The following is a 25,490-nucleotide window of genomic DNA, read 5'->3' on the forward strand; positions in this document are numbered from 1 at the left end:
CTCCGTCAAGTAGTCGAGCGGCGGACGTCTGTGACCGTACTGGCCGGCCACGAGCCCCTCGTCCTGGTTGCGTCGTCGGCCAAGTGGCAACACGCGGCGACCGTCTGCAGAACCTGTGGCAGCCGCGGTGGCGAACCGAACGGGCACCGACCGCTACCAAGGCCTCCGCAGCCACTCCGCCGGATCGCACCGGGCCCGCGGCACGGAAGCGCCCAGCGGGATCAGCCGGCCTCCACGTATTGGTGGCCCTGCTCATGGCGGCGGACCTTCTGCGCGGCCCGGTCATTGAGAACCGTGCCGTAAGGCAGGACTTTGATGGTCCGCGCGGTCGCTCTGCGAGCGTAGATCCCGTTTGTGGCCTGGTGGATCCGGCCACAGTGTCCCGGCATGATCGGGGTGCCGGAGGCGGTGCGCCGGGGGACGGGGTCGGCGAAGGACACCACCCCACGCACGCCTGCGACGAGCAGCTCGGCGTGGCAGCGCGCCAGGAGCCAGCTCTCGGAGTTGCCCGGGCACTCGTCCAAGAGCACGAACCGCGAGCATTCCAGGGGCTCCGGGTACGGGATGAGCTCCGGCAGAGCCGCGGTGAGCACGGCCTGGTTGACCGGCACGCCGAACACCGCAACCGCCCTGCGGGCCGGGGCCCTGAGGGGCGGACTTACGGAAGACGAGGTTCCCGTGGCGGTCGCCCCGCCAGGCCCGTACGACGGCGAAGTCGGTGGTGATGCCGTGCTCCAGGACGTACGTGCGGTCCGCGAAGTCGCGCATCTCCTTGGCCGGGGAGGCCACCGCCACCGTGCCGTCGTCCGCGTGGCGCCAGGGCAGTCCGCCGCGGGCGGCCTGGGTGCCCGCCCCCGCGGGGGTGTAGAAGGCGGGGATGCCCGCTCCTCCGGCCCGCAGCCGCTCGGCGAGCGTGTCCTGCGGCACGAGCTCCACCTCCCGTTCGCCCGACAGGTACTGACGGGCGAACTCCTTGTTCTCGCCCACGTGACTGCCCGTGACGCGGGCGATCCGGCCGTCGGCCAGCAGGACTCCCAGTCCGCGCCCGTCCACTCCGCAGTTGTTCGACAACGACCTCCAGGCCGGTGGCGCCCTGGGCGTGCAGGGCCTGGATGAGTACATCGGGGATGCCACTGAGGCCGAAGCCACCGACGGCCAGGGACGCGCCGTCGGGGATGTCGGCGACCGTCTCCGCGGCGCTCGCGCGGACCTTGTCCATGGGGGGAGGGCGTTTCTGTCGTGCGTTGTCGCTGGTGTCAGGCGCCTGGCCGCAGAGCGTCCGAGATGGGCTTGGCGCCGCCGTGTGCCGTGAGGCCGCCGTCGACCGGGATCTCGGCGCCGGTGATGAAGGCGGAGTCCTCGGAGAGGAGGAAGGTGATGAGCGGGGTGATGTCGTCGACGGTTCCGGTGCGACCGAGCGGTGTCCCGAGGAGGTTCGCCTCGCGGAACGCGGGTGCCGCGGAGGCGGTCATGTCGGTTTCGATGAAGCCGGGATGGATGGTGTTCACGCGGATGCCGCGTGGGCCCAGTTCCATCGCGGCGGTGGCCGACAGGCCGCGCAGCGCCCATTTGCTGGCGGTGTACGCGACCGGGTAGTGGGCGGTCAGCGCCGCCGACGAACCGACGTTCACGATCGATGCCCCCGCGGGCATCAGCGGTGCCAGGTGCTGGATGCCGAGGAGCGGTCCGGTGACGTTGACGGCGTGGACGCGGGCCATGTCGTCCGGGCGTACGTCGTCGATCCGGGCCCGCCAGGTGACGCCCGCGTTGTTGACCAGGCCGTGCACCTGTCCGTACGCCTCCCGCAGGTCGGCGGCGAGCTCGGCCCAGTCCTTCTCGCTGGTGACGTCGAGGCGGCGGCAAGCCGGTGCCTCGGTCACGTCGGTGGCGATCACCCGGGCACCCTCGCGGGCCAGTGCCTCGGCCTCCGCGGCGCCCTGGCTGGCGGCGGCCCCTGTGATGACGACGACCTTGCCGAGGAGCCTCCCCCGGCCTTCGGCCGGGAGGTGTCCCCAGGGACGCATGTCGGTCACGGCCGTTCCCGGGAGCGCCGTCGGCCGGCCGGGACGGGCAGCGGGTCGGCACCGGCCACCACGGTGTTGGAGACGCTGCCGATGCCCTCGACGGTGAGTGTCACCGTGTCGCCGGGCTTCAGCGGCGCCGGGTCCTGCTTCCCCCGTACGCCCCACAGTTCGGCGAGGCAGCCGCCGTTGCCGCAGGTCCCGGAGCCCAGGACGTCACCGGGACGGACCCACGTCCCGCGCGAGGCGTAGGCGACCATCTCCTCGAAGGTCCAACTCATGTTGGAGAGAAGGTCCTCGCCGACCACCTCGCCGTTGATCTCGGCGGTCAGCGCGAGGCGCAGGAAACCGCCCTCGTCGCGGTGGGGCTCCAGTTCGTCGGCCGTGACCAGCCATGGGCCCAGCGTGGTCGCGGTGTCCTTGCCCTTGCACGGGCCGAGACCCACCTTCATCTCCGCGGACTGCAGATCGCGGGCCGACCAGTCGTTGAAGACGGTGTAGCCGACGATGTGGTCGCGGGCCTGCTCGGGAGTGAGGTCGCGGCCCTCCTTGCTGATCACCGCGGCGACCTCCAGCTCGAAGTCGAGCACGCTCGACCCGGGCGGCACGGGGATGTCGTCGTGCGGGCCGTACACCGCGTACGGGTTGCCGAAATAGAACGTCGGGGCTGCGTACCACCGCTCCGGTACCCCGGCCGCCCCGTCCACGGAGCGCCGTACGCCCTCGACATGCTCTTCGAAGGTCACGAAGTCCCGCACGGTGGGCGGCTGGAGCGGTGGCCGCAGCCGTACCTGGGAGACATTGGGGCCGGCCGTGGCGTCGAGCACCGCGGAGCCGGCGTCGAGCAGTTCGGGCAGCCCGCCGCTTGCGGCGAGCAGGCCGGTCAGTGAGGTGACGCCGGGCAGGGGGTGGAGCGTACCGTCCTCTTCGACGACGGCCACCTGGCGGCGGTTGCGGTACTCGTACGTGGCGAAACGCATGGGAGGTCCAGTCGCGGAGGAGGCGGAAGGGCTGGCTGAGCTGGACCGGGGGCGCGGCGGGGAGTCAGGGCATGACAGGGCTGCCGCGCCCCCGGAGTAGGGGGATCAGACCGGCGGGGCGACGAACACGCCGCGGTCGACGTCGTTGAAGGACTCCTTGGTGACCAGTTCGTTCATGGGGTTGGCGGTGCCCCACTGGTCGGTGACCTCGGGCTGGGAGAAGTCGTAGACGTGGGGGTGCCAGGTGTCCTCGTCCAGCTGCTCCAACTCGGTGGTGTACTCGACGGTGTTGCCGTGGGGGTCCAGGAAGTAGGAGAACGTGTTGTCGCCCGCCATGTGCCTGCCCGGGCCCCAGACCTTCTTGACACCGGCCCGGATCACGCGGCCGGAGCCGCGCATGTACTCGTCGATGCCGCGCATCTCGAAGGAGACGTGGTGCAGGGAGGTGTGCGGGCCCTTGGCGATGGCCATGGAGTGGTGCTGGTTGCTGATCCGCATGAAGTGCATGACGTCGCCGATGCGCGGATGGCCGAGCGTGTCGGAGAGGCGGAAGCCGAGGTGGCGCTCGTACCACTCGCGGGTCTTGTCGAGGTCCGGCGAGTTGAGGACCACGTGTGACAGCTTGACCGGGATCGACTCCTTCTCCTCGATCTTCCGGTGCTGCCTGACCTCGACGTCGGCGGAGACCTCGATGGTGCGCCCGTCGACGTCGAAGAAGCGGAAGCCGTAACCGCCGCCGGGGGTGTCCACCTTGCCGGGCTGTGAGATCAACTGCACGCCTCCGGCGAGGAGTTGTTCGGCCAGGATGTCCACGTCGGCCGGGCTGCCCGCCCCGTAGGAGACCAGGTCGAGGCGCTTCTCGTCGGCCTTGCGCAGGCGGACGACGTACTGCTCGGGGCTGCCCTCGGCGGCCAGAAACGAGATGCCGGAGTCCTCGGCGACCTTGGTCAGGCCCCAGACGCCGGCGTAGAAGTCGAGCTGCTTGTCGTAGTCGGGCACGGCGAGGTCGACGTGCCGCAGATGCGTGAGCAGACGGTTGCTCATGGGAGTCCTCCCTCAGACGAGGTTGAGCAGGGGGGCGGCGTTCTTGCCGCGCACGGAGTGGAAGTCGGCGTCACGCAGGTCCGCCGCGCGCAGCGCGCCCAGCGGATCCTCGGTGCCCATGTCGAAGGGGAAGTCGGAGCCGAGCAGGACCCGTTCCGGGCCGGCGACCCGGAGCAACTCCCGCAGGACATCGGGGTCGTGGACGAGGGAGTCGAAGTACAGCTGCCTCAGGTAGCTGCTCGGCTCCCGTGAGCAGTCCTGGGCGTCGGCGCGGGCCCGCCAAGCGTGGTCGGAGCGGCCGATGTGGGTGGGCAGATAGCCGCCGCCGTGCGCGGCGATCAGCTTCAGGCCCGGGTGGCGGTCCAGGACCCCGGAGAAGATCAGGTGGGACAGTGCGACCGCGTTCTCGGTGGGCTGGCCGACGGTGTTGGACAGGTACCACTGGTCCAGGCGCTCGTCGAGGGTGCAGCCGAACGGGTGCAGGAAGACCAGGGCGCCGGTCTCCTCCGCCCGGGACCAGAAGGAGGCGAGGCGCGGGTCGGACAGCTCCACCTCCCGGCTCCCGCCCGGGCCGGGGGCGTGCGAGGAGATCTCGACGCCCCGCAGGCCCTGCTCCAGTGCGTGGTCGAGCAACGCGACGGCGAGGTCCGGGTGCTGGAGGGGGATCAGGCCGAGGCCGTGCAGCCGGTCGGGGGCCTTCGCGCAGTGCGCGGCGGTGCCCTCGTTCGCCAACCGACAGACCATCTGGGCCAGTTGGTGCTCGGCCCAGTAGTGGTAGTGCGACGGGGAAGGGCTGACCAGCTGGATGTCCACGCCCTGTGCGTCCATGGCCGACAGACGCACGGCGACGTCCGTCAGCCTGGGCACGCGATCGCCGACCATGGGGCCGCTGACGGCCAGGGCCGCCGGTCCGTTGCGGCGGGCGTCGAGGTTACGGGCCTCGGCGAGGCCCGCCTGGCCGGCGACGGCCTCCTCGACCTCGGGCAGCAGGAGGTGGGCGTGGACGTCGATCGTCGGTATCGACTCGGGCTCGGTCACGGGAGTTCCTTCAGCGCGTTCAGGGTGCGGTGTGTCAGCCCGGGTACGTCGGCGTCGCGTACCCCGTCGAGGTGCCACTGGCCGAGCTGGCAGGAGGCGTCGACGACCATCCGGACGCGGTGCATCCGGCGGACCTGGTAGTCGGTGAAGAGCTGGTCGTCCCAGTCGTCGCGGGTGGTGAGCAGCTCGGCGAGGACCAGGGCGTCCTCCAGGGACATCGCCGCGCCCTGGGCGAAGGTGGGCGGGCAGCAGTGGGCGGAGTCCCCGACGAGCACGACCCGGCCACGGTGCCAGGGGCCCTCCACCAGCAGACGGTGGAACCAGGTGTAGTTGACCTTGGCCGGGTCATCGATGTGCTTCACGATCTCGGGCCAGAAGCCGCCGTAGCCCTGGGCGAGTTCGCGCATCTCGTCGGCGTACGACTCCGGCGGGAGCGAGGCGCGGTCGCGGTTGCCCTCGACGACGTACGCGTAGATGGTGTTCTCGCTGGTGGGGCAGTAGCCGGCGATGTAGGCCGGGCCGCCGGTCGCCAGGTCGGTGCGCTCCAGCCCTTCGGGGCGCGGGGCGGCGATACGCCAGATGGCCATTCCGGTGGGCTCGGGTTTGTCGGTGATCCCGATCGCGGCGCGCGTCGCCGAGTTGAGGCCGTCGGCGGCGACGACCAGGTCGTAGCGGCCCTCGGTGCCGTCACTGAAGAGCACCCGGACGCCGTCGGCGTCCTGCTCCAGGCTGTCGGGGGTGATGCCGAGGCGAACGTCGGCACCGGAGGCGCGGACCGCGTTGATCAAAATCTGCTGGAGCTGGGGGCGCTGCATGCCCAGGGTGGCGGGCAGGTCCTCGCCGCCGGTCTGGATGTCGTCCGCGACGAACAGGACGGTGCCGTCCGGGGCGGTCACGCCCAGCGAGCCGAAGGCGAACCCGGAGGCGCTGACCTGCTCCCACACCCCCAGCTCGCGCAGCACGCGCAGGGCGTTGCCCTGGAGGGTGATGCCGGAGCCGGTGGTGGCGTTCCAGTCGGGCTTGGCCTCGACCAGGTCCACGGTGATGCCGGCGCGGCGCAGCAGGATGGTGACGGCGTTGCCGGAAGCACCCCCGCCGATGACGAGGACGGAACGGGCGCGGGGATCGGTCATGTCGGGGTCCCTCGATGTCGGGCCGCACGGCTTCGGGCGGCTGGAATGCGGCTCACCCGCTGGGGGTGCGGGTCGTGCGTGGTGCGGGGCCGGATGCGCCGCTGCTGTCCGGGGAAGGCGCATCCGGCGGTTCGGCGGATTACTTGACGGCGATGGGGTTCACGGGGGAGCCGACGGCGCCGGTGATGGGGAGGGGAGCGGCGGTGAGCCAGAACTCGTACACGCCGTCGTCGGCGCAGTCCGTGGCGAGGGCGTCGAGGTCCCACATCTCACCGATGAGGAGGCCCATGTTGGGGATGACGATCTGGTGGAGCGGCTGGAAGGCGTTCTCGAATTCGTTCGGCCGTACCTCGAAGCCCCAGGTGTCGGTGGCGATCGCGGCGATCTCGGTGCGGTGCAGCCAGCCGGCGGCGGTGAACGACAGGCCGGGCGCGGGTCCGCCCGCGTAGTCGCCCCAGCCCTCGCGCCGGGCGCGGGTGAGGTGTCCGGTGCGGACGAGGACGATGTCGCCGCGGCCGACGCTCACGCCGTGAGCCTCGGCGGTCGCGGTCAGATGTTCCTCGCTGATCGCGAAACCGTCGGGCAGCTCCGGTTCGCCGTCGTCGTCACCGATGACCCGGGCGACGTCGAGGAGCACCCCCCGCCCGGCCACGTAGGGGGCCATGTGCTCGATGCCGGTGACGAGGTCGCCGTCGGAGGTGACGACCTTCTCCGCGTCGCGTCCGTTCCATGCCTTGCCGTGGTCGAAGATGTGTCCGAGGCCGTCCCACTGGGTGGAGCACTGCAGCGGCATCGCGATCACGTCGTCGGCGCCACCGATGCCGTGCGGGAAACCCTGGTTGCCCAGGGCGGCGTCGGTGCCGGTGTCGAGCATGGTGTGCACAGGGTTGGTGCGGCGGCGCCAGCCCTTCTGCGGGCCGTTCATGTCGAAGCGCTGCGAGAGCGAGAAGCTGACGCCGCGGCTCACGAGCGTCGCGCCTTCGCGCCGCTTGGCCTCGTCGAGGAAGTTCAGGGTGCCGAGCACGTCGTCCTCACCCCAGCGCCCCCAGTTGGAGTAGGCCTTGGCGGCCTCGGCGATCGCGGCCTCGGGGTCGTGACGGTCCAGGCTCATGTCGCGCTCTCCGCCACACAGCGGTTCCGCTGCACGCCCAGTCCGGTGATGGAGCCCTCCATGACGTCACCGTCACGCAGCAGGCGTCCCCAGTGGATGCCGTTGCCGGACGGGCTGCCGGTCAGCACCAGGTCGCCGGGCAGCAGCCGGGAGGTCTGGGAGATGTACGACACCAGCCGCGCGATGCCGAAGAGCATGTCCTTGGTGGACTCGTCCTGCATGGTCTCGCCGTTCAGCTTCAGCGTGACCCGCAGGTCGCCCGGGTCGGCGATCGACTCGGCGGGGACGATCCAGGGGCCGAGCGGAGTGAAGCCGGGGCCGTTCTTGCAGCGCAACCAGTCGGTGCCGATGGCGGGCATGTCCCGCCGGAAGACGGTGGCGCGGTCGGTGAGGTCGTTGGCGATCGTGTACCCGGCGACGTACTCCAGGGCCTCTTCGGCGGAGACCTGGTAGGCGGGCTTGGAGATGACCGCCGCCAGCTCCAGCTCCCAGTCCGGCTTCTTCGCCCAGGAAGGGAGTACGACGTCGTCGTAGGGGCCCGCGAGGGTGCTGGGCAGGCCGATGAACACGTACGGCAGGTCCTCGGCGGCCCGGCGGTCCATGATCGCGGCGATCTCCGCACGGGCCTCCTCGACGGTGCGGGGGTCGTCGGGGGAGCGGTGGGCAACCTCGAGGTCGATCACGTGCTGGCGGTAGTTGGCGCCCGACTGGAAGATCTGGCGGGGCTCCAGCGGGGCGTGCAGGTGCAGGCCTTCCAGCGGCCGCCAGCCGAGGGTGTCGTCGTCCGCCAGGGCGTGCAGGACGGGGAGGGCCTCCTCCCACCGCTCCAGTACGTCACGCATCCCGGACGGCGCCCAGTCCAGAGCTCCGCTCAGGTCGAGTATGCGGTCCTTGACCAGGAGAGCGGGAAACGGCTCCCCGTCCTGAGTGGAAGCCGTGCCGAGCGCGAACGGGCCGGCAGGTTGAGCGGGCGTTGCCATCAGATTTCCTCCTGCTGGGTTGGGGTCTACTCTGGCCTCGCTCGGCGAATCACGGAAATCAATCCTGTGAATGCGTCTGATCCATGACGTTGATGGCTCTCGCTCGCGTAGGTGGTACCTGGTGAACCTGTCCCGACTCGACCTCAATCTGGTCGTCGCCCTGCGTGCGCTGCTGGAGGAGCGCAACGTCACCCGGGCCGGCGAGCGCATGGGACTGAGCCAGCCCGCGATGAGCGCGGCGCTGTCCCGGTTGCGCCGCCATTTCGACGACGAATTGCTCGCCCGGTCCGGCAACTCCTACGAGCTGACGCCACTCGGCGTCGCCCTGCGCGACCGCAGCGCGAGCGCGTGCGACCTGCTGGAGCGCGTGTTCTCCAGCCAGGCCGATTTCGATCCGGCCGCCGAGAGCCGCGAGTTCACCCTTCTCGCCTCGGACTACGGCGCGGCGGTGTTCGGCTCCGCGCTCGCCCGCGTCGTGCACCAGGAGGCGCCCGGCATCCGGCTCACCTTCCAGCACCCGGCACCCTCCGTCGTCGAGCACACCGCCACCGTGCTGAGCACCGTCGACGGACTGCTGATGCCGCACGGTGTCATCGACGGCTTCCCCGCCGTCGACCTCCACCAGGACCGATGGCTGTGCGTGGTCGCCGACGACCACCCCGAGATCGGCCACGAGCTCACCCTCGACCACCTGGCCCGCCTGCCCTGGGCCGTCTACCAGCGCCCCTACGACGCTCCGGCCGCCCGGCAGCTGAGCATGCTCGGCATCAGTCCCCAGGTGGAGGTTTCCGTGCAGACCTTCCAGCTCCTGCCGCACATGGTCGAGGGCACCCGCCGGGTCGCGATGATCCAGGAGCGCCTGGCGCGCAGGGCTGTCCGCTCCGCCGCGGTGCGCGTCCTGCCCTGCCCCTTCGAGGCCGTGCCGGTGCAGGAGGCGATGTGGTGGCACCCGGTGCACGCTCAGGACGCGGCCCACATCTGGCTGCGGCAGAAGGCCGCCGAGGTGGGTGCGACGCTGGCGGGCCACGGCACGGACGAGGTCGTCCCCGCTGTACGGGGTGCGGGGCCCGCGCCGGGCCGGATCTGATCCCGGTCCGGCGGGAGCGGGGGACCGGCAGGACCCCGCCCCGCGACGGCGGGTTACCGGCACGTGTGACGGGGTCGGGGGCCGGGGCACCGTGTTCGGCGCTTTCCGGCCCGTCGGCCGGCTTCCGCGCCCTCAGGCCAACTGCTCCGGCAGCGGCCGCGGGTCCACGGCGCCCGCGCGGCGGCGGGCCGCCAGCAGCAGCCCCGCCGCGACGAGGGCGGCGGCCAGCCCCAGCACGCCGACGGCGCCGGCGAGACTGCCGACCAGCGACTCCAGGGCGAGCAGGACGAGCGGGCAGACGAACTCGCCGCCGAAGAAGGCCGCCGTCCACAGACCCGTGCCGCGGCCCCGGTCCTCGAACGCCAGACGGGACATGGCGCTCGTCAGAAGGGCGGGCAGCAGCATGCCCGTCCCCACGCAGTTGACCACCGCTCCGACGACGAGCAGCGGGGCACTGCCCGCGAGGAACATCACCCCGAAGCCGACCGCACAGACGGCGAGAACGGCGGGCAGCATCGGGTCGGGGGAGCGCTTCAACCGGGCGAAGGTGACGGCTCCGGCCACCGTGGCGGCACTCGCGATCGCGGTGGCCAGGCCGATCACACCGGTGTTTTCCACGCCGAGGTCGTCGAGCAGGTACGCCATCTCCACGGGGACGGTGTAGAAGACCATCGCCCCGAAGAAGGTGAGGACGCAGATGCCCGCCAACTGCCGCCAGGGGAACGGACGGCGGGTCTCCGCTCCAGCCGGAGTCCCGGCCGGAGCCTCGGCCGGGGCGGCGTCGGCGGACGGGCGGGTCGCCGGGCTGGGCAGGGCGGTGGCCATCAGCGGAGCGAGCACCAGGCTCACGGCGTAGATCCAGAAGGGCACCTGCCAGCCCGCCGCGCCGACGGCGCCGCCGACCACGAAGAAGACTGTGGCCGACGCCGAGGCGCACATCGTCTGCAGTGCGAGGTATTTGACCCGCTGATGACCGGAGTAGTAGTCGCCGATCAGAGTGGTACAACACGTCATGATCGCGGCTTCGGCGACTCCGACCAGAGCGCGGCTGGCGATGATCATGCCCAGCGAGTCCAGCCAGAGCGGGGCCGTTCCGAACACGGCGTACAGGACGGTCGCCACGATCAGCAGGCGCTTGCGGCCCACCCGGTCCACGATCACCCCGGCGAACGGGGCCAGCAGCGCCAGCGACAGCGCCGGAACGGTCAGCGCGAGGGGCACCAGCGCCTTGGCCCCCGGGGTCGACGCGAAGTAGTCCTGCATCTTCGGCAGCACCGGCGCGATCAGCACCGCCCCCAGGATCGGCAGACAGCTACCTGCCATCAGCAGGGTCACGCGCAGCTGGTGGGCCGGGCCCGAGGCGGTAAGGGGCGCCGGAGCAGCGTCATCGACCGCGGTGGGAGGTGGCGGGACGGAAGCGGTCATGGCGACTCCAGGGGACGTGTACAGGAGCGGGCATGCCTTTCACGGGCGCCGACGGCGCTCGGCATGCTGAGGACGGCCGCACGTCGGCGGCTGGTCCGGACAGCGGCGTGCGGGTAGGGACGACTATGGGCTGTCCGGGGCCGTGCTGCCATGCTCCGCGCGATCCGAATCTCCTATCCTGCCCATCCACGCCGTGGATGGCCTTGGTCTGCCTTCGGAGACAGGGCAGGCCCTCGGATGGGTGCGCCGTCACCACCGTGGCGGACCCGCTCCCAGGTGGAACTCCACCTGGGGACGGAAACGCTCGACGGCACTGCGGTTCGGAATGACACTCGCGGAGACGTTCGGGTCGGTGTTTTGTACGACGCCGACGGCCTGGGTCCGGTCGGCGGGCGACGTCCTGGCGCGGGGCGTTCTTGAAGATGACGCCGCGTTGGGCCCAGGAGTCGAAGCGTTCGGTGCCTGAGAAGACGCGGGTGCCGCTCGGCCGGGCGTTGCCGCCGACCGGGACAGAGGATGGGTGGTCACGCTTGCGACCCCGCAAGGGTTTGTTGGTCCACACGTTTCAGTGAGGGTTACGTCAACTCGTTTGGAACGGTGGTGCGGTTGGTGCGGGCCCGGTCGCTGAGATGGGGGGCGGTGTAGCAGGCGCCGTCGGATTCCTCGGGGGAGGCATTGACGCGCGTGCCCATGTCCAGCTCGCGGGCCCGGTAGTCGACGAGGGCCACGTCGACGGCCGCGCCGGCGGAGTGCGGAGCGATCCCCGGAGGGGAGACGAACCGGCCGGCGGCCTCCCGGAGTTCGGCGGCCAGCCACCTTGGGTGGGCGCGAGCAAGTTCCTCGGAGTACGTCTCGAGTACTGCTTCTGCAGGGCCGGCGGCCTAAAGGACGCGGGCCCACGCTCCGTCAGAGCCGCGTTTACGGTCATCGACGTGCACACCGTGTGCACGGACGTCAACGACGTCTTCCCCGCAGTCCTGTACGGGGATTGCCGCCACTCGCCCGTCGGACATCAACACAATGCTCTCGCTCATTCGTTCCTCCAGTCATAGATGAGTCCTCAGCGCCAGCCGGCCGGCACGGCGGAGCCGTCGACTCGGTGAGGAAGAGGGCTCTGATGCTGGGGCATCCATACTCCTGTTCGCTGAACGGCTGGTGTGCGCGGCAACGACGAGCCACGTGGGCGAAGTCACGGCGTCGGCCGGGGAACGGTGGCGAGGGGAGGCAGCGTCCAGGTCAGCGCCATCGGCGCCGCGCCGGACGTGACGGTCTGGGCCCCGGCGCCGTCGGTGAGGTCGACCTGGTACGTGTCCGGCCGGCCGGCTTCCTCCCAGCGGACGTGGAGGTCCTCGAGTTCGGCCCACACGTCGCGCGGCCCGTGGACGCGAACAGTCTCGTCGCCGGGTCCGGCCACGGCCCAGGAGTCGTCCTCGGGGGCGACGATCGTCAGCGTCCCGGCCTGGAAGTCCCGCACCAGACCCGGTGCGAGGTAAGCGGCGGCGAGCCAGAAGCCATAGGCGTCGTCCGGCGGCGGTACGAGCCGGGTGGGCCGCGCCGTGCCCGGGTCGGCCTCGACCCGCGCGCGGTGGTCCAGGGCGGACAGCCACCGGTATCCCCGCATCGGCCGGTATCCCCGCGGCCTGCCGCGGAGGACGGCTTCGTCCCGGCCCCGGTTCGAGCGGGTGACGAGGAGCTGTCCGGGCCAGCTCGGCGTCCGGGTCGCGAGCGTGGTCAGCAACCGTCCGCCGGGCGCCAACTGCTCCACCCACGCGGGCGGGACGCACGGCACGCCGATGCCGGAGTGGATCCGGTCGTACGGTGCCCGGGGCTCGTGCCCGTCGAGCGCGTCACCCTCGACCATCGCCGCGCCGATGCCGAGCCGGTGGAGGTTTAGCTGCGCGAAGGCAGCCATGTGTGCGTCCCGCTCCACGCCGGTGGCGAGCCCGGGGCCGGTGATGGTGGCGGCGAGGGCTAGGGAGACGCCGGGACCGGGCCCGAGCTCCAGGTAGCGCAGACCCGGCGCGAGCCCGAGGCTCTGGAGGGCTTCGATGGTGGCGGGCGTGTACGTGGACATGGAGGTCATGTGGCCGCCGGTCACCGGACCGCGGGTGAGCGTGTCGAGGGGTTCGCCGTCGCGCTGGAGCAGGATCGACTCGTCGCTGTGGATCAGGTCGAGCCACTCCTGATGGTCCTCGGGGTTGGTGCCGTCGAGGAGGCGCCAGTCGATCGGATCGGCGCCTGGGCCGCTGACCCGTACGTAGGCGTGGGGCAGCAGCACTTCGCGGCGCACGCGGAGCAAGGCACCGCGCAGTTGGGGGTTGGTGAGCACGCCTGCGGAGGTGAGGCGGTCGACCATGGCGGCACGCAGGCTGCTCGTGTCGGTGGCCTGGAGGTCAAGGGACATGAGGGCCGTCCTTCGCGAGAGGGGGTGCGGGCATGGCGGTAAGGCAGGGGACGGGGGAAGACCACAGCGGGCCGGCCGGGACGAGGTAGAGCGCGGTTCCGACGAGCAACGCCGCGGGCATCGAGAAGGCGGCGGCGATGGCGCCGGCGACCAGGGCGGCCGGCCGGACGCAGGCCGGTGACCAGCCAGACCAGGTCTGCTGCGCGCGGGCCTGCAGCTCGGGCGGGCACAGATGTCGGCGGATCGACCGCTGAGTCGTGCCTGCCGCCACCGCGGCAGCCGTCCGCACCGCGCCGGTCAGCGCTCCCACCCCAGTTCCGTGTAGACGCGGCCGGCCTGAATGCCTTCGATCGCGGCACGGGTGTAGCGGACGATCGGCTCAGGCAGGTCCTTGGCGCTCCACCACTGCCAGGCCACGCACTTGTCCGGCTCCCGCAACGCCGGTGTGCCCTCCCAGCGGCGGGCGCGGAAGTAGAGCTGGATCCGGGGCGGGGCCGTGGGCTGATCCCTCATATGCACGGTGTGGACCAGGTCGACGTCGGCCGGGTCGATCACGAGTCCCGCTTCCTCATACGCTTCGCGCACGAGACATGCGGTCGCGGCTTCTGCCTCGCAATGTCCCGCCAGTACGTGCCAGGAACCGCCCGCGTACGCCGAGTCGGGGTGCCGCAGGCCCAGCAGGACCTGACCGTCGCGTTCCAGGTAGAGGTGGACGCCGACCACGTTCAGTACGGTCCCGGCGGGCGCCTCCGCCGACGCGGGTTCCGCGACCACCGCGAGTTCGTCGACGGGCGCGGCGTGCTCGGCGGCGTGACGCTCCAGCAAAGTCCTGGTCGACGGCAGCATCGTCATGTACGGGAACTTCTCGGGCCGCACCCAGGCGAGCATCACGCCCTCTGTGAGGGAGAGCCGGGTCGGGTCGCCGTTCCAGCGGCCGGAGAACAGCTGGATCGGCACGCCGGTTCCGCCGCTGCCGGTGACGTGTTCGACCGCGTACGGCTCCAGGTCCGCGAGGGTCAGGCCGGCCTCTTCGCGCAGTTCCCGACGGACCGTGTCGAGGAGGGTGCGGTCCTGCGGTTCCTGGCCGCCGCCGAGCAGCGACCAGCAGCCGGGCTCCCAGATCCATGGCTTATTGGCGTCACGTAGGTGGAGCAAGTAGCGGCCTTGGCCGTCGTGGATGATCGCGGACGCGTTCACCGGCTCGGGCGGCTGGGTGCTGTCGGCGCCGTCCGCGGCTGCTGCCTCCGACAGGCTCTCGACCCTGCTGGTGTCTCGTTCGGTTGACGTCAATGCGTTCCCCCTCGTGGTCGTATGGGTGGCGTTGCCGTGTTCAACGACGCCACCCTGATTTCGAACACCTGCTCTTTCGGACGGGTTGCGCACCCTGGGGTTGAGCGGTTCTCCGAAGGTGCGCAGTACACCGACCCGTGCCGCGCAAGAGGACGCGCCCGGGGCGGAATGGCCGAAACGCCGGCGCTCAGGCACCGTGTCTGTGCGCGAACCGCAGCTGTACGGCGATGGCAGCAGGGCGGTGCACCCGGGAGGAACATGCTCTCGGTGAGGGAGGTCATCGCCCCGTGCCCTTCTCCCCGTGGGACGCCTCACCGCGGGCTGCCAGGTCCGGTCATAAGCAGCTGGTTGCGTAACGACCGAGAAGGCTCAGCTTGTCGTTTAACCTTCGGCCTCGACCAGGCCGCGTAGTTGGGCACCTGGGCAGAGGTAGAAGAGTTCGGGGTCGCCTTCATCCAGGCCATGGAGCAGGCCGACCGGGCTCCAGCCGACGCGCTGCAGTAGCAGTTGCATGGGGTGGTTGGAGACGTTGGTCGAGGTGAAAAGCTTCGGGCTGGTGCACGCGGCCTCGGTGGCCTTGAGGAGACGTGCGCCCACGCCTTGTCGGCGGGCGGTGGGCGCGACCATCAGCATGGTGATGAAGCCCTGCTCGAAGAAGGTGTATTCCAGCACGCTGTAGCCCAAGGGGCCGGATGCGTCCTCAGCCAGGAGGACCGAGCCTTGTTCGCACCAGCGTCGGATACTTGCGCGCCGCGCATCGTCGCCCGATGCCGCGATGGAGTCGATGCTGGCCAATCCGGGCCCGTCCGAGGCATCCGCGTGGCGTATCACCAGTCTGTCGGGGTTCTCAAGATCCATGGGGTGCATCGTGGCAGCACCTTGCGTTGGGCTGCTCGTCTATTGCGTTCGGCGGGGCTTGGTGCCCTTCTTGTGGTGGGCGGGGCGGGTGTGTGCCTCGCCTGTGGCCAGGACGCGTCCCACGTCGTGGCGTGGCGCCAGTCGGCGGTTCTTGGAGCCGGGCGGGCGGCCGGGACCGGGAGTGGTGGGTTTCGGTGCACGCGCGGGGGAGGGGCCTCTTCGCGTGGAGGTTCCGGAACCCCCGGCGGACTCTGGCCGGGGTGAGCTTGTTCGGCTCGGCCTTCTTCTCCCACGGCCGCCGCAGGTCAACGGCGAGCGGACGGGCGAGCCGGAGCTGGGTGTGAGCGGCGATCACCAGCCACGTCCAGCGGTCGGCGGCCCCGGGGCTGCGGAGCCTCGGCTTCGTCCATCCCAGGGTCTGCTTGAACAGGCGGAATGTGTGCTCGACGTCGAATCTGCGCAGGAAGGACTGCCGGCAGCGGTCGACGTCCGCCGCGGTGGCGTCGGCGCCCGACCACCACAGCCAAACCGGCTTGTTGACCCCACCAGAGGGCAGTTTCTCCACGACCAACGGATGACGGTGCCCTCGATGACAGGCAGCCCACCCTCGTAGTCGGCCCAGGCCGCCCGGCGGGTCAGTCGCGGGTGCAGCCGGTCACGCCTGGGCGGTTGCCTTCCCGTAAAGCCGCGTGTCGGTGACCGTCACAGCCTGCTCGGCGCCCCAGGTGCCGGGCTGCCCGAAGGCGAACGCGACACCGTGCCGGGCGGCCGCCCTTGGCGGTTGTAGACGCGCGGCGGTGTCGGCCGGCGCATCACCCGGTCCGAGCGCAGCCGGCCGAGGATCTCCACGGGCAGGCCGGCCGGCAGGTGAGCGACCCAGTTCGAGGCACGTTTCGACCTCGTCAGAAAAACGACAAGCGAAGAGACACGGCACGACGTGGTCAGTCGCGGGGGCGTTCAAACACGGCAGTGGCATTCGCGTCGTACGCCAGGGTGGAGATCACGTCGGCGTAGCCCCGGTCCATCACCTGCCGTTCACGTGCAGTGTGCTCCGCGGGGCGCTCGGCCAGTCGCGCCACTCGTTCCTCGTGCGCCTCGGTGATCTTCTCGGCGGTCGCCCGCCAGTCGGCGTCGTCCGGCACGCGGACCAGTTCCACGCAGGCCGGTTGCATGCCCTCAGCCAGCGCGGCCGCAGCCCGGTCATGACCGTCGAGGAGCAGCCAACCGTCCAGAAAGGACACCCACCACAGCAGGACCGGGGCGAGGGTGCCCTCTCGGGCGTGCTTGCGGTACGCCTTCACACGCGAGGCGTCCGGTGCCGGCAGCGGACGCAGGGGCAAGACGCCGTGCCAGCCACCCCCGCAGAGCAGTTCGAGGGTGGCGTCCGGCCAGTCCTGAACGAGGTCACAATCCCAGATTCCTGGCGCGAAAGTGGAGCGCGGAGCCAGCAGCCAGCGCCCGTGGTGCAGTGGGCCGAGCCCCGTCTCCTCCAGCCACAGCGCGTATCGGTGCGGCCAGTCGGTCCCGGTCCGCATCACCGCAGCGGTCAGATGCGGCAGTGGGGAGCGGTGGCCGGGCAGGCGGCGCAGGTGGAGGTCGCGGCAGCAACTGTCGCCCTCCGATCGGGCCCGGATCAGCGGCCGTTCGCCCTGCCGGAGGATCCACTTGCGGTCCGTGACCCGCTCAAAACGCAGTTGGGGCGGGCCTGACAGACCGTCCGGTACGGCCAGGACGACACCGCCTCCTGGCAGATGTTCCCTCGTTGCCCTGTCCATGGGATCAGTGTCAGCACGAAGGGCCCCTTCCCGGCAAGGGATTACTCCGATCGCTCCCACAGTCCGGGCATGCCGCCCCGGCCGTCGCCCGTCGCTGCCACTACCGCAAACGCATCTCAGGACCCGAACCACTGCTGGAGTACTTAGGGAAGGGCGTCAAGGCCGAAATTCTCGGGCCCTGTAATCGGTGTTGTGCGAAGATCTTCAGGCCCTCTCGGGCTCCACCCTGCCGCAATAACGATTCCTCGGAGAGTTCATGCGCCGCGCCCACCTCCTCTCGGCTGCTGTCCTCCTGCTGTGCACCGCCTGTTCCGGCGGTGCGGACAATGACTCGGAGGAGAGGGCGGAGAAGACTGTGGATCACGGGGTGGCCGTGCGAGCCGCGATCGAGAGGACGAGCGCGGACAGCGTCCGCGTGGACGAGAAGATCGAGCTGAAGTCCGCCGACAGTCCCAGGACGTACGTGTTCGCGATCGCCGGCGCGTTCGACCTGGAGGATGACAGGGGCCGGCTCACGGTGGAGTTTGAGGACAGTGGCATGGACCCTGTCGAGGAGGTCTTTGTCGGCAACACTGTCTATGTGCGGGGCTCGCGGGTGGTGGGCGAGGGCAGGTGGGCCTCGGCAGTCCGCAGCGAGGCACTCACCCGCTATTTCCTGCGGGCGCCGCTGAATGACCCGGAGCACCTGCTGCGCCAGGTGAAGGCGATGCGGCAGGTGTCGATGGAGGGCAAGGACCAGGTGAACGGCGCCCCTGCGGTGCACTACCGGGGCACGATCGACCACGCCACCGCGACGCTCCGGATGACGGCGGAGACGAAGCGAGGGCTGAACGACCTGCGCGAGAAGCTGGGCGATGACATGCCCGTCTACGCGGACGTGTGGGTCGACAGGAAGGGGCGCGCCGTCCAGGTCCGGCTGTCGTGTTTCGGCGGTGTGAAGGCCATGACGACGATGACGCTGTCGAACTTCGGGACGCCGGTGAAGGCCAAGGCGCCGTCGGCCGAGCAGATCGTCCCTGTGACGGCGGGTGAGGATGTCCTGCTGGCCTGAGCGGCGGGCGAACCGGGCACGGGCTCCTGGGAGACGTCAGACCAGCCCCGCCGGCCCCGCAGGTACGGAGCAGGGCGTGGATGCGGACGAAGGTCCCCAGCCTCCTGGAGCCCTGAGGCTCGGCAGGGGCCTGGGCCCTCGTCCAGGAGCGCGGGATGTGCAACTGCCGGTCCACCACCGTGCGTCCGTGGGCCCTGGCCACGTCGGTTCGGGACACGAAAATTTCACCTTGTACACGAACTCATACAACGCAGGCGTTTTCACAGGACAGGGTAGGACGGTCCGTGGGTGCGGGACACCCCGCGTCCGCGGGGGTGTCCCGCACTTCAGCGACCTCGTCAACGTCGACCAGTTGTCCTCTCCGCCGACGCGGGGGGTGTTCCGTGAGAGGGCACACGCGCCCTCGACAGCGGACTGTTCCCTACGCCGCGCGGTTCGGCACGATTGGCGATGAGGCGCTGGACGTCGGCGACGAGTACCGGGTGCAGTTGCGCACGGGTATCTGGAGCGGCTTCGAGCACGCAACCGAGGCGCCTCCACTAGCCTTCCGCGCCGACCTCGTGAAGAGCAGCGCGCTGGGATCGGACTCCTTTGCTACGGCCGGATTTTCAGCGCGAAGAGAGGCCGCATGAACGATGCGCTCGCACACCCCGAGACGGTGCAGCTCATGGATCCGCCAGTGGCTCCGAGGGAGGTTGTCTCCTACGGCTTCGGGCGTCCGGATTTCTCGCCGCGGCACTTACCACCCCGGCCAGACGCCGGGGGAGGGCTGAGGATGGCGGTGTGGGCCTCCGCCCGAGCTTCCCCGAGCCAGCGTGGAGGCTCCAAACCGTGGAGACTGACCGGTTTCTGAACTGGTGTGCACGGCCAGTGCCGGTGGTTCGCCGAGTCGCGGCTATTGCTCTCTGGTGAGGGATGGTTCCGCCGTGTAGCGTCGCTGCCAGTTGTCGTGGTTCGCAGTACCTGCCCGCGCTCCTGGCGCGGGCGCTTTGCTGTGCAGTGCCGGACCAGGGCAATCACCTCCAGGGCCGCGCGGTGCGGCTCCTGACAGCGACTGAGAGGCACCAGCATGGCCAGCGGAACCGTCAAGTGGTTCAACGCCGAAAAGGGCTTCGGCTTCATCCAGCAGGACGGCGGCGGGCCGGACGTCTTCGCGCACTACTCCAACATCAACGCCTCAGGCTTCCGCGAGCTGCAGGAAGGCCAGCAGGTCACCTTCGACATCACCCAGGGGCAGAAGGGCCCGCAGGCGGAGAACATCACGCCTGCCTGACCCCACAAACGTCATCAGGGCCCGGAGCCGGTGCTTCCGGGCCCTGATCCGTACGATAGGCCCGATCAGAACGCAGCTCACCCACCCGTGAATGAACCTGCCGCCACTCCGGCGTTCAGGGAACGGGAACTGCCGGGTCGAAGCCGACGGCATGGCCACCCGCCGCCCCGAATACCACCGCCGGACCACGTCTTGGTCCAGTCCGCGGCACCCGACGCCGAGTCCACCTCCGCCTTCCAGGAGGCAGCCCTCGCTCACGCCAGGACACACATCCGCCCAGAGCAGCCCCAAGACCCCGGCCAGGGGGAAGTCCTCATGCGCTTCCTTCTCGACCGACGCCGCCTGTGCCGACCCGGCCGCGCCCGGGCACGCGACGCTGTGGGACAGAGCCCTCTACGGTGCACCGTGACGGGATCTGAACGGTCCAGCGGTGAGATGTTGAAGGTTGCCAGCTGAACAGAACGACGAAGCCCCTGGTAGACGGGTTCTCAATCAAGATCACCCGTGCTTCGCCAGGAGCTTCGCGTGCTTGCTTATCCCTCGTCGATCGATCTGTCCAGCCACACCCTGCGCTACCTGACCATGAGGCTCCGTGCCCGGCAGCGAGAGATCGGGACCCGGTGGCGAAGGCTGCGTGTCGGCCGTCAGGCCTTGCTCGCCCTCGACCACCTGCGGTGCGGGGACACCTACGCGCGGCTCGCCACCGGGGTCGGCATCGGCGTCGCGACCGTGTACCGATACATACGTGAGGTGATCGACGTCCTGGCCGCCACCGCGCCGCCCCTGACCGAGGCGATGAAGACAGTACGGGCGAAAGCCTTCGTGATCCTGCACGGCACCTTGCTGCCGATCGACCGGATCGCCGCCGACACCCCGTACTACTCCGGAAAACACGCACGGCATCTCATTGACGCGCTCGCCGAGGCCGACGTGAAGTGCTGGGCGGCCAAGGCTTACCAAGGTGCCGGGCGCCTCGTCCGGGTGCCGTTCAGGGGCCGTCGACTCAAACGCTGGATGAGGCGACACAACAGCACCCACACCCAGATCCGCTGTCTCGGCGAACAGGCCATGGCCGCCCTGAAAAGCTGGTGCCTTCCGCGGAAGCTACGCTGCAGCACCAACCGGGATCACCGCCATCGTGAAGGCCGTCGTAGTCCTTCACCACGTCTCGACCTGAGGTGAGAAACGACTCCATGAGCTTCGACATCTTCGTGTGCCGGTTCATGAACGGTGAGCCGGCACCGTTGGACATGAGCGCCGCGCACGAGGTCCTCGACCCCTATGCAGTGGCGCAGGACCTCGAGACGGACTTCCTGCTGGTGAGTACGGCGGAGGGAGAGGAGGCGGGTGTGTACTTCAACAGCCCGACCGGCATCACCTTCAACCGCTTCGGAGGGGATGGGATCATGGACCTCCTGGCTGCCCTTCTGCGACGGCTGGATGCCGTGCTCGTCGTCCCGGGCGGGCCGACCATGATTCAGCAGGATGCGGACCGCGAGCTTCTGCCCGCCTCCCTCAGGGACGAGTGGCCCGTCGTCGTGGCCCGTACCGGCGCGGAGATCGACCGTGCGATCCGGGGTTCCTGAACGAACGGGCGAGTGGCCTGTCCCGGTGCGTCTCACCGGGAACGGCTGCGGCTGCGACTCGGCAACCCCGGCTGACCAGGGCACCGCTTACGGATGTGTGCGCACCGTGGAGCTCCAAGGGGGACATCCTGCGGGTGACGTTGAACCCCGACTCCGCAAAAAGGCCCTGTTCTTGAATGACCCGGTAGTCGAGGCAGTCCTCCGTGCGCCGGCCGCGGACATACCCCGCATGCGTCAGGTGCTGACGCGCGTCCTCGCCTACGGCCGCCCCGACGCGCTACCGGTCGTGATCGGGGTCTGAAGGACGTGGACGAGGTAGTGGAGCCTGGACGCTCTGCTGCTGCTCACGCGAGCGCCACGCGCCGTTGGGTGATCAGGGAGACGGCGAGACCGAGGATGCCTTCGTGGATGTCGTCGCGTGACGGCTCCGCCACCGTCTGGACCCAGGCCGGCCAGGCCCCGTACCGCTCGACCGACAAGGGGGCGAGCTGGTCGAAGGTCGGCGGCCTGGGCAACGGCGCCGTGGTCGTCGCCGACCGCTCCTCGGCCAGGACCTTCTACTCACTGGCCGACGGCACGCTCTACGCCAGCACCGACGGCGGCGCGACCTTCACCGCCCGCGCCGGCAACCTGCCCGCCGGCCGGCTCACGGCCGTCCCCGGCATCGCCGGGGACCTGTGGATCTCCGGCGGCGGCAAGGGGTTGCTGCACTCCACCGACGGCGGCCGCACCTTCACCACGCTCAAAACGGTGCGGTCCGCCTCCGCCCTCGGCTTCGGCAAGGCCAAGCCGGGCACCAACTACCAGGCCCTGTACCTGATCGGCACCGTCAACGACGTCAGTCTTCCGCTCCACCGACAAGGGCGCCACCTGACTCCGCGTCAACGACAACGCCCACCAATGGGGCGCCATCGGCGGCGTCGGCGTCATCACCGGCGACCCCGACACCTACGGCCGCGTCTACGTCGGCACCAACGGACGCGGCCTCCAGTACGGCGACCCGTCCTGACCCCACGCCCGAGCGGGGCCGCAGCCGTGACGGCCTGCGGCCCCGTATGGCTGGGTGACCTCGCCCGGGGGCCCGGACGTGACCGGGCACGGGAGCGCCTGGCCGCCGCCCGCAGCGATGGGCTCGAAGTCCCGGTTGCGGGGGCGGGAAGGCAGTCCCCCGCCGCTTGGTCTGCTGTCGTGGGACTGCCCTCAACCGATCGGGCGTCTCCCTGCGGTGGTTACGGGAGTGTGGTCCACTTCTGGTTGTTCTGGCCGTTGCAGGTCCACAGGACGACCGGGGTCCCGTTGGCGGTCCCTGCTTGTTGGGCGTCCAGGCAGAGCCCGGCGTGGACGTTGCGGATCGACCCGTCGGTCTGCCTGGTCCACTTCTGGTTGTTCTGGCCGTTGCAGGGCCAGATGACGACCCGTGTGCCGTTGGTGGTGCCCTGGTTGGAGGCGTCCAGGCACTTGTCGCCGTAGACGCGGATCTCGCCTCCGGCCCAGGTGGTCCAGAGCTGGTTGGCGGCGGTGTGGCAGTCCCAGATCAGCGTCGCCGACCCGGCCGCGGTGGCGGCGCGGTCCACGTCCAGGCAGCGGCCGGACCCGGTACCGCGCAGGCGTGCGGTGGTGGAGGCCAGCGGGCTGCCGCCGGTCATCTTGAACACGGCGACACCGTGCGCCGGGACGCTCGCCGAGATCTGCCCGGACGTGCTCGACGTGGCACCGGTCCACAGGTCGGTGAGGGTGAACGACCCTCCGGTGAGGCCGACCTGCGCGGCCGAGGCGGTGATGGTCGTGGTGCTCCCTCCCCGGTTGAACAAGCCCACGGCGACTGAGCCGTCGGACAGGGGCTTGGCGAACACCTCGGTGTCGCCGTCGTCGCGCACCCTGCGCCCGCCCGCGCCCAGCGGGTCCTGGTTGACCGCCAGCAGACGGGGGTTGCGCAGGATCGCGCTCACGTCGGCGGACATGGTGCGGATGTCGTTGCCGGCCATGAGCGGGGCCGAGAGCAGCGACCACAGGGCGAAGTGGGAGCGGGACTCGGTCAGCGAGAGGCCGGGGCGGCCGACGACCAGCATGTCGGGGTCGTTCCAGTTTCCCGGGCCCGACTGCGCGGCCAGCGGCGCGGTGACGTCCAGGACGTTGCCGACGCCCATCGGGTAGCTGTTGGTGTTGTTGTTCTGCCAGATGTCGAGCAGGTCCTCGGTCGTCCGCCAGAGGTCCGCGACCTCACCCCAGTCGTACTTGTCGCCGGTGGGGGAGTGGAAGCTGTTGGGGTTGATGCTGTAGACGATGGGGCGGCCGGTGGCGCGCAGGGCGTCACGCATGAGGGAGAACTGCGCGACCTGCTCGCTGAGGGTGCCGCTGCCGGAGCACCAGTCGTACTTGAGGTAGTCGACGCCCCAGGAGGCGAACGTAGCGGCGTCCTGGGCCTCATGGCCCTTGCTGCCGGTGGAGCCGGGATAGGTCCCCACGCCCTGCGCGCACGTCTTCTCGTTCGGCGCCTGGTAGATGCCGAACTTCAGGCCCTTGCCGTGGATGTAGTCCCCGAGCGCCTTCATGCCGCTGGGGAACTTGGTCGGGTTGGCCCGGAGGTTGCCCGCCGCGTCGCGCTGCGGGTCGAACCAGCAGTCGTCGACGACGACGTACTGGTAGCCCGCGGCCTTCATGCCGGTGGACACCATCGCGTCGGCGGCCTGGCGGACCTGCGCTTCGGTGATCCCGCACCCGAAGCTGTTCCAGCTGTTCCAGCCCAGTGGCGGGGTGAGCGCCGGGCTGCCCGGCGCGGCCTCGGCGGCCGTGCCGGCGGAGGCGGTGACGCAGGCGGTGAGCGTCAGCGCGGTGGCCGTGAGGAGACGCAGCAGTCGTCTGTGTAGGGGAACCATGGGAGGTCCTTCCTGGGAGGCAAAGCGGAAGCTGCTTTGCCTCCCTCAAGGGGTAAGGTCACGAGCTTGTGATCATGTGCGCGCAGGTCAGCGCTGAAGGGTGAGCAGGCCCGGCCGGTACGGCAGCTTCAGGTAGTCGGTGCCGTTCGAGTTGGGGTCCCTGCCCTGGTAGAGGAACTGAAGGTTGCAGGGGTCGATGGTCATGGTCTGGTCGGGGTTGTTGCGGACCAGGTCACCGTGGCTGATGTCGTTGGTCCAGGTGGCACCGCTGTTGGCCTTGCCCGCGAAGGGGGTGCCCTCAGTGGCGGCCTGCGGAGTCCACGGACCGTTCAGGCTGGAGGCGGTGAACGAGCGGAAGAAGCGCTGCTCAGTCGCACCCCGAGCCTCAACGATCATGAGGTACTGGTTCTGGCCCTGAACCTTGTAGACCTCCGGCGCCTCGAACAGGTTCTTCTCCGTGTCGCTCATGACCGTCGTGTACGACGAGCCGAAGCTGCTCGGGAAGTTCCCGATCGGCATGGTCGACTTGAAGATGCTGCCCTTGTCATTGGCGAAGAACAGGTACATGTTCTGGTCGTCGGCGATCACGGTCGGGTCGATCGGGCCGCCGGTGGGGAGGCTGCCGGTGAACAGCTCCTGCGGCGCGGACCAGCCGTTGGGGTTGGTGGGGTCGCTGGACGTGCGGTAGGTGAAGGGCCAGGCGGTGCCCCACCCATTCGAGACCAGCACCCATATCTTCTTGGGCGCGAAGTAGAAGAGTTTGGGCGCCACCGCGGACCCGCTGATCCCGGTCTGGCCCGCCGAGGCCATGTCCGACCAGTTCGTGAAGGGCCGGAACGTCATCGCGCCCCACGACGATCCGTCAGAGGTGGTCGCGTAGACCAGGTGCTGGCCGTTGTACGTCACGGTGGTGAAGTCCTTGAGCGCCGCCCAGCCGTTCGCCGGCTGCGCCAGTGGACCGGTCGATCTCCACCGGTATGTCGACGGAAGGGAACATGAGTTGGGCGTCCCGGACAGGCCGGTCCACTTCTGGCCGTTGCCGCCGTTGCAGTTCCAGAGCTGCACCGCCGTGCCGTTGGCCGTGGCGCCGCCGCTGACGTCCAGGCACAGCCCGGACTCCACGGCGACGATCGTGCCGTCGGCGTTCGCCCGCCACTGCTGGTTGGTCCCGCCGTTACAGGACCAGATCACCGGCCGGGTACCGGCCGTGGTGGCATGGCCCGGAACATCCAGGCACTTGTTGCCGTACACCGTGAGCTGGTTGTTGTCCGTGAGCGTCCACTGCTGGTTGGCCCCGCCGTGGCAGTCCCAGATCTGCACGTTCGTGCCGTCGGTCTGGCCGGCGCCCGACACGTCGAGGCATCGGCCGGAACCGACGCCGCGCACGGCGCTCGTGGTGGCCGCCTGGGCGGGGTTGGCGACGAGGGTCGCCGCCGAAGCGAGCAGGGTCGCGAGCACCACAGGCAAGTACCTGCGGCTGAAACCACGTCTGCGCATGGGGTCCCTCATTCCTTGAGTGAGCGGTCTGTTCGTTATGTCGAACAAGGGTCGAGCTGCC

Annotated in this window: 19 protein-coding genes and 4 pseudogenes; 6 read left to right on the forward strand and 17 right to left on the reverse strand. The window is 70.0% G+C overall.

From position 1 onward, the window contains the following. Positions 1-221 precede the first annotated feature (221 nt). From ACFY9E_RS29825 to ACFY9E_RS29865, 9 genes and pseudogenes are all read right to left on the reverse strand, one after another. On the reverse strand, positions 222-611 hold the full coding sequence (locus ACFY9E_RS29825; protein ID WP_390989195.1) for a hypothetical protein: 390 nt from the start codon (positions 609-611) through the stop codon (positions 222-224). A gap of 40 nt (positions 612-651) precedes the next feature. Further along, positions 652-1,219: pseudogene (locus ACFY9E_RS29830) on the reverse strand (CoA transferase subunit A); the annotation flags it as partial. Between the two features lie 37 nt (positions 1,220-1,256). Next, complete coding sequence (locus ACFY9E_RS29835; RefSeq protein ID WP_390989189.1) at positions 1,257-2,024, reverse strand: SDR family oxidoreductase; 768 nt, start codon at positions 2,022-2,024, stop codon at positions 1,257-1,259. Positions 2,025-2,029: 5 nt separating this feature from the next. Next, complete coding sequence (locus tag ACFY9E_RS29840; protein ID WP_390989108.1) at positions 2,030-3,001, reverse strand: fumarylacetoacetate hydrolase family protein; 972 nt, start codon at positions 2,999-3,001, stop codon at positions 2,030-2,032. Between the two features lie 105 nt (positions 3,002-3,106). After that, a complete protein-coding gene (locus tag ACFY9E_RS29845; protein WP_390989109.1) occupies positions 3,107-4,045 on the reverse strand; it encodes a VOC family protein in 939 nt (312 codons plus the stop codon). Positions 4,046-4,057: 12 nt separating this feature from the next. Then, positions 4,058-5,083, reverse strand: coding sequence for an amidohydrolase family protein (locus ACFY9E_RS29850; RefSeq protein WP_390989111.1), 1,026 nt, complete (start codon positions 5,081-5,083; stop codon positions 4,058-4,060). After that, the gene (locus ACFY9E_RS29855) at positions 5,080-6,216 is read right to left on the reverse strand and encodes an FAD-dependent monooxygenase (protein ID WP_390989113.1); all 1,137 of its coding nucleotides are present in this window, start codon (positions 6,214-6,216) and stop codon (positions 5,080-5,082) included. The genes ACFY9E_RS29850 and ACFY9E_RS29855 overlap by 4 nt, the downstream gene beginning before the upstream one ends. A gap of 139 nt (positions 6,217-6,355) precedes the next feature. Then, the gene (locus ACFY9E_RS29860) at positions 6,356-7,327 is read right to left on the reverse strand and encodes a cyclase family protein (protein ID WP_390989115.1); all 972 of its coding nucleotides are present in this window, start codon (positions 7,325-7,327) and stop codon (positions 6,356-6,358) included. Continuing rightward, positions 7,324-8,307, reverse strand: a complete 984-nt coding sequence (locus ACFY9E_RS29865; RefSeq protein ID WP_390989117.1) for a fumarylacetoacetate hydrolase family protein — start codon at positions 8,305-8,307, stop codon at positions 7,324-7,326. Before ACFY9E_RS29865 ends, ACFY9E_RS29860 begins: the two co-directional genes overlap by 4 nt. Before the next feature lie 121 nt (positions 8,308-8,428). Here ACFY9E_RS29865 and ACFY9E_RS29870 point away from each other — a divergent pair, with 121 nt between their 5' ends. After that, on the forward strand, positions 8,429-9,394 hold the full coding sequence (locus ACFY9E_RS29870) for a LysR family transcriptional regulator (RefSeq protein WP_390989119.1): 966 nt from the start codon (positions 8,429-8,431) through the stop codon (positions 9,392-9,394). Between the two features lie 132 nt (positions 9,395-9,526). On the opposite strand, the gene ACFY9E_RS29875 is transcribed toward ACFY9E_RS29870, so the two are convergent. The 6 genes and pseudogenes from ACFY9E_RS29875 to ACFY9E_RS29900 all read right to left on the reverse strand — a co-directional run bounded on the left by ACFY9E_RS29875 (position 9,527) and on the right by ACFY9E_RS29900 (position 17,146). Continuing rightward, positions 9,527-10,819: an MFS transporter gene (locus ACFY9E_RS29875; protein WP_390989120.1), complete on the reverse strand. Its 1,293-nt coding sequence runs from the start codon at positions 10,817-10,819 to the stop codon at positions 9,527-9,529. A 1,189-nt stretch (positions 10,820-12,008) separates the two neighbouring features. Continuing rightward, the gene (locus tag ACFY9E_RS29880; RefSeq protein ID WP_390989122.1) at positions 12,009-13,223 is read right to left on the reverse strand and encodes a methyltransferase; all 1,215 of its coding nucleotides are present in this window, start codon (positions 13,221-13,223) and stop codon (positions 12,009-12,011) included. A gap of 297 nt (positions 13,224-13,520) precedes the next feature. Continuing rightward, positions 13,521-14,513 (reverse strand): NUDIX domain-containing protein, encoded by a 993-nt coding sequence (locus ACFY9E_RS29885; protein WP_390989123.1) that lies wholly within the window; start codon positions 14,511-14,513, stop codon positions 13,521-13,523. Between the two features lie 381 nt (positions 14,514-14,894). Then, positions 14,895-15,371 carry a GNAT family N-acetyltransferase gene (locus tag ACFY9E_RS29890; protein WP_390989125.1) on the reverse strand — a complete coding sequence of 159 codons (477 nt, stop codon included), beginning with the start codon at positions 15,369-15,371 and terminating at the stop codon, positions 14,895-14,897. Positions 15,372-15,410: 39 nt separating this feature from the next. After that, positions 15,411-16,247, reverse strand: a pseudogene (locus ACFY9E_RS29895) (transposase); the annotation flags it as partial. Positions 16,248-16,312: 65 nt separating this feature from the next. Beyond that, the gene (locus tag ACFY9E_RS29900; RefSeq protein ID WP_390989127.1) at positions 16,313-17,146 is read right to left on the reverse strand and encodes a hypothetical protein; all 834 of its coding nucleotides are present in this window, start codon (positions 17,144-17,146) and stop codon (positions 16,313-16,315) included. A 415-nt stretch (positions 17,147-17,561) separates the two neighbouring features. Between ACFY9E_RS29900 and ACFY9E_RS29905 the strand changes: the two genes are divergently transcribed. The 5 genes and pseudogenes from ACFY9E_RS29905 to ACFY9E_RS29925 all read left to right on the forward strand — a co-directional run. Then, a complete protein-coding gene (locus tag ACFY9E_RS29905; protein WP_390989128.1) occupies positions 17,562-18,197 on the forward strand; it encodes an LppX_LprAFG lipoprotein in 636 nt (211 codons plus the stop codon). Between the two features lie 1,069 nt (positions 18,198-19,266). Further along, positions 19,267-19,470, forward strand: coding sequence for a cold-shock protein (locus tag ACFY9E_RS29910; protein WP_352185919.1), 204 nt, complete (start codon positions 19,267-19,269; stop codon positions 19,468-19,470). 525 nt (positions 19,471-19,995) lie between these two features. After that, positions 19,996-20,647 (forward strand): annotated as a pseudogene (locus tag ACFY9E_RS29915) (transposase family protein). Between the two features lie 16 nt (positions 20,648-20,663). Then, positions 20,664-21,056: a hypothetical protein gene (locus tag ACFY9E_RS29920; RefSeq protein ID WP_390989130.1), complete on the forward strand. Its 393-nt coding sequence runs from the start codon at positions 20,664-20,666 to the stop codon at positions 21,054-21,056. A gap of 420 nt (positions 21,057-21,476) precedes the next feature. After that, positions 21,477-22,065: pseudogene (locus ACFY9E_RS29925) on the forward strand (WD40/YVTN/BNR-like repeat-containing protein); the annotation flags it as partial. Positions 22,066-22,285: 220 nt separating this feature from the next. On the opposite strand, the gene ACFY9E_RS29930 reads toward ACFY9E_RS29925, so the two are convergent. Both ACFY9E_RS29930 and ACFY9E_RS29935 read right to left on the reverse strand, forming a co-directional pair. Next, on the reverse strand, positions 22,286-23,932 hold the full coding sequence (locus ACFY9E_RS29930) for a ricin-type beta-trefoil lectin domain protein (RefSeq protein ID WP_390989132.1): 1,647 nt from the start codon (positions 23,930-23,932) through the stop codon (positions 22,286-22,288). Positions 23,933-24,019: 87 nt separating this feature from the next. Next, the gene (locus ACFY9E_RS29935; protein ID WP_390989134.1) at positions 24,020-25,429 is read right to left on the reverse strand and encodes a non-reducing end alpha-L-arabinofuranosidase family hydrolase; all 1,410 of its coding nucleotides are present in this window, start codon (positions 25,427-25,429) and stop codon (positions 24,020-24,022) included. Positions 25,430-25,490: the final 61 nt, after the last annotated feature.

The organism is Streptomyces sp. NPDC012466 (genome assembly GCF_042955215.1).
In the GTDB taxonomy this organism is placed as follows: domain Bacteria; phylum Actinomycetota; class Actinomycetes; order Streptomycetales; family Streptomycetaceae; genus Streptomyces.

Coding starts and splice junctions, on each gene's coding strand:
- ACFY9E_RS29835 (WP_390989189.1), bottom strand. CDS start 2,024: ATGCGTCCCTGGGGACACCTCCCGGCCGAAGGCCGGGGGAGGCTCCTC.
- ACFY9E_RS29840 (WP_390989108.1), bottom strand. CDS start 3,001: ATGCGTTTCGCCACGTACGAGTACCGCAACCGCCGCCAGGTGGCCGTC.
- ACFY9E_RS29845 (WP_390989109.1), bottom strand. CDS start 4,045: ATGAGCAACCGTCTGCTCACGCATCTGCGGCACGTCGACCTCGCCGTG.
- ACFY9E_RS29855 (WP_390989113.1), bottom strand. CDS start 6,216: ATGACCGATCCCCGCGCCCGTTCCGTCCTCGTCATCGGCGGGGGTGCT.
- ACFY9E_RS29860 (WP_390989115.1), bottom strand. CDS start 7,327: ATGAGCCTGGACCGTCACGACCCCGAGGCCGCGATCGCCGAGGCCGCC.
- ACFY9E_RS29865 (WP_390989117.1), bottom strand. CDS start 8,307: ATGGCAACGCCCGCTCAACCTGCCGGCCCGTTCGCGCTCGGCACGGCT.
- ACFY9E_RS29875 (WP_390989120.1), bottom strand. CDS start 10,819: ATGACCGCTTCCGTCCCGCCACCTCCCACCGCGGTCGATGACGCTGCT.
- ACFY9E_RS29880 (WP_390989122.1), bottom strand. CDS start 13,223: ATGTCCCTTGACCTCCAGGCCACCGACACGAGCAGCCTGCGTGCCGCC.
- ACFY9E_RS29890 (WP_390989125.1), bottom strand. CDS start 15,371: ATGGATCTTGAGAACCCCGACAGACTGGTGATACGCCACGCGGATGCC.
- ACFY9E_RS29900 (WP_390989127.1), bottom strand. CDS start 17,146: ATGGACAGGGCAACGAGGGAACATCTGCCAGGAGGCGGTGTCGTCCTG.
- ACFY9E_RS29910 (WP_352185919.1), top strand. CDS start 19,267: ATGGCCAGCGGAACCGTCAAGTGGTTCAACGCCGAAAAGGGCTTCGGC.
- ACFY9E_RS29920 (WP_390989130.1), top strand. CDS start 20,664: ATGAGCTTCGACATCTTCGTGTGCCGGTTCATGAACGGTGAGCCGGCA.
- ACFY9E_RS29930 (WP_390989132.1), bottom strand. CDS start 23,932: ATGGTTCCCCTACACAGACGACTGCTGCGTCTCCTCACGGCCACCGCG.
- ACFY9E_RS29935 (WP_390989134.1), bottom strand. CDS start 25,429: ATGCGCAGACGTGGTTTCAGCCGCAGGTACTTGCCTGTGGTGCTCGCG.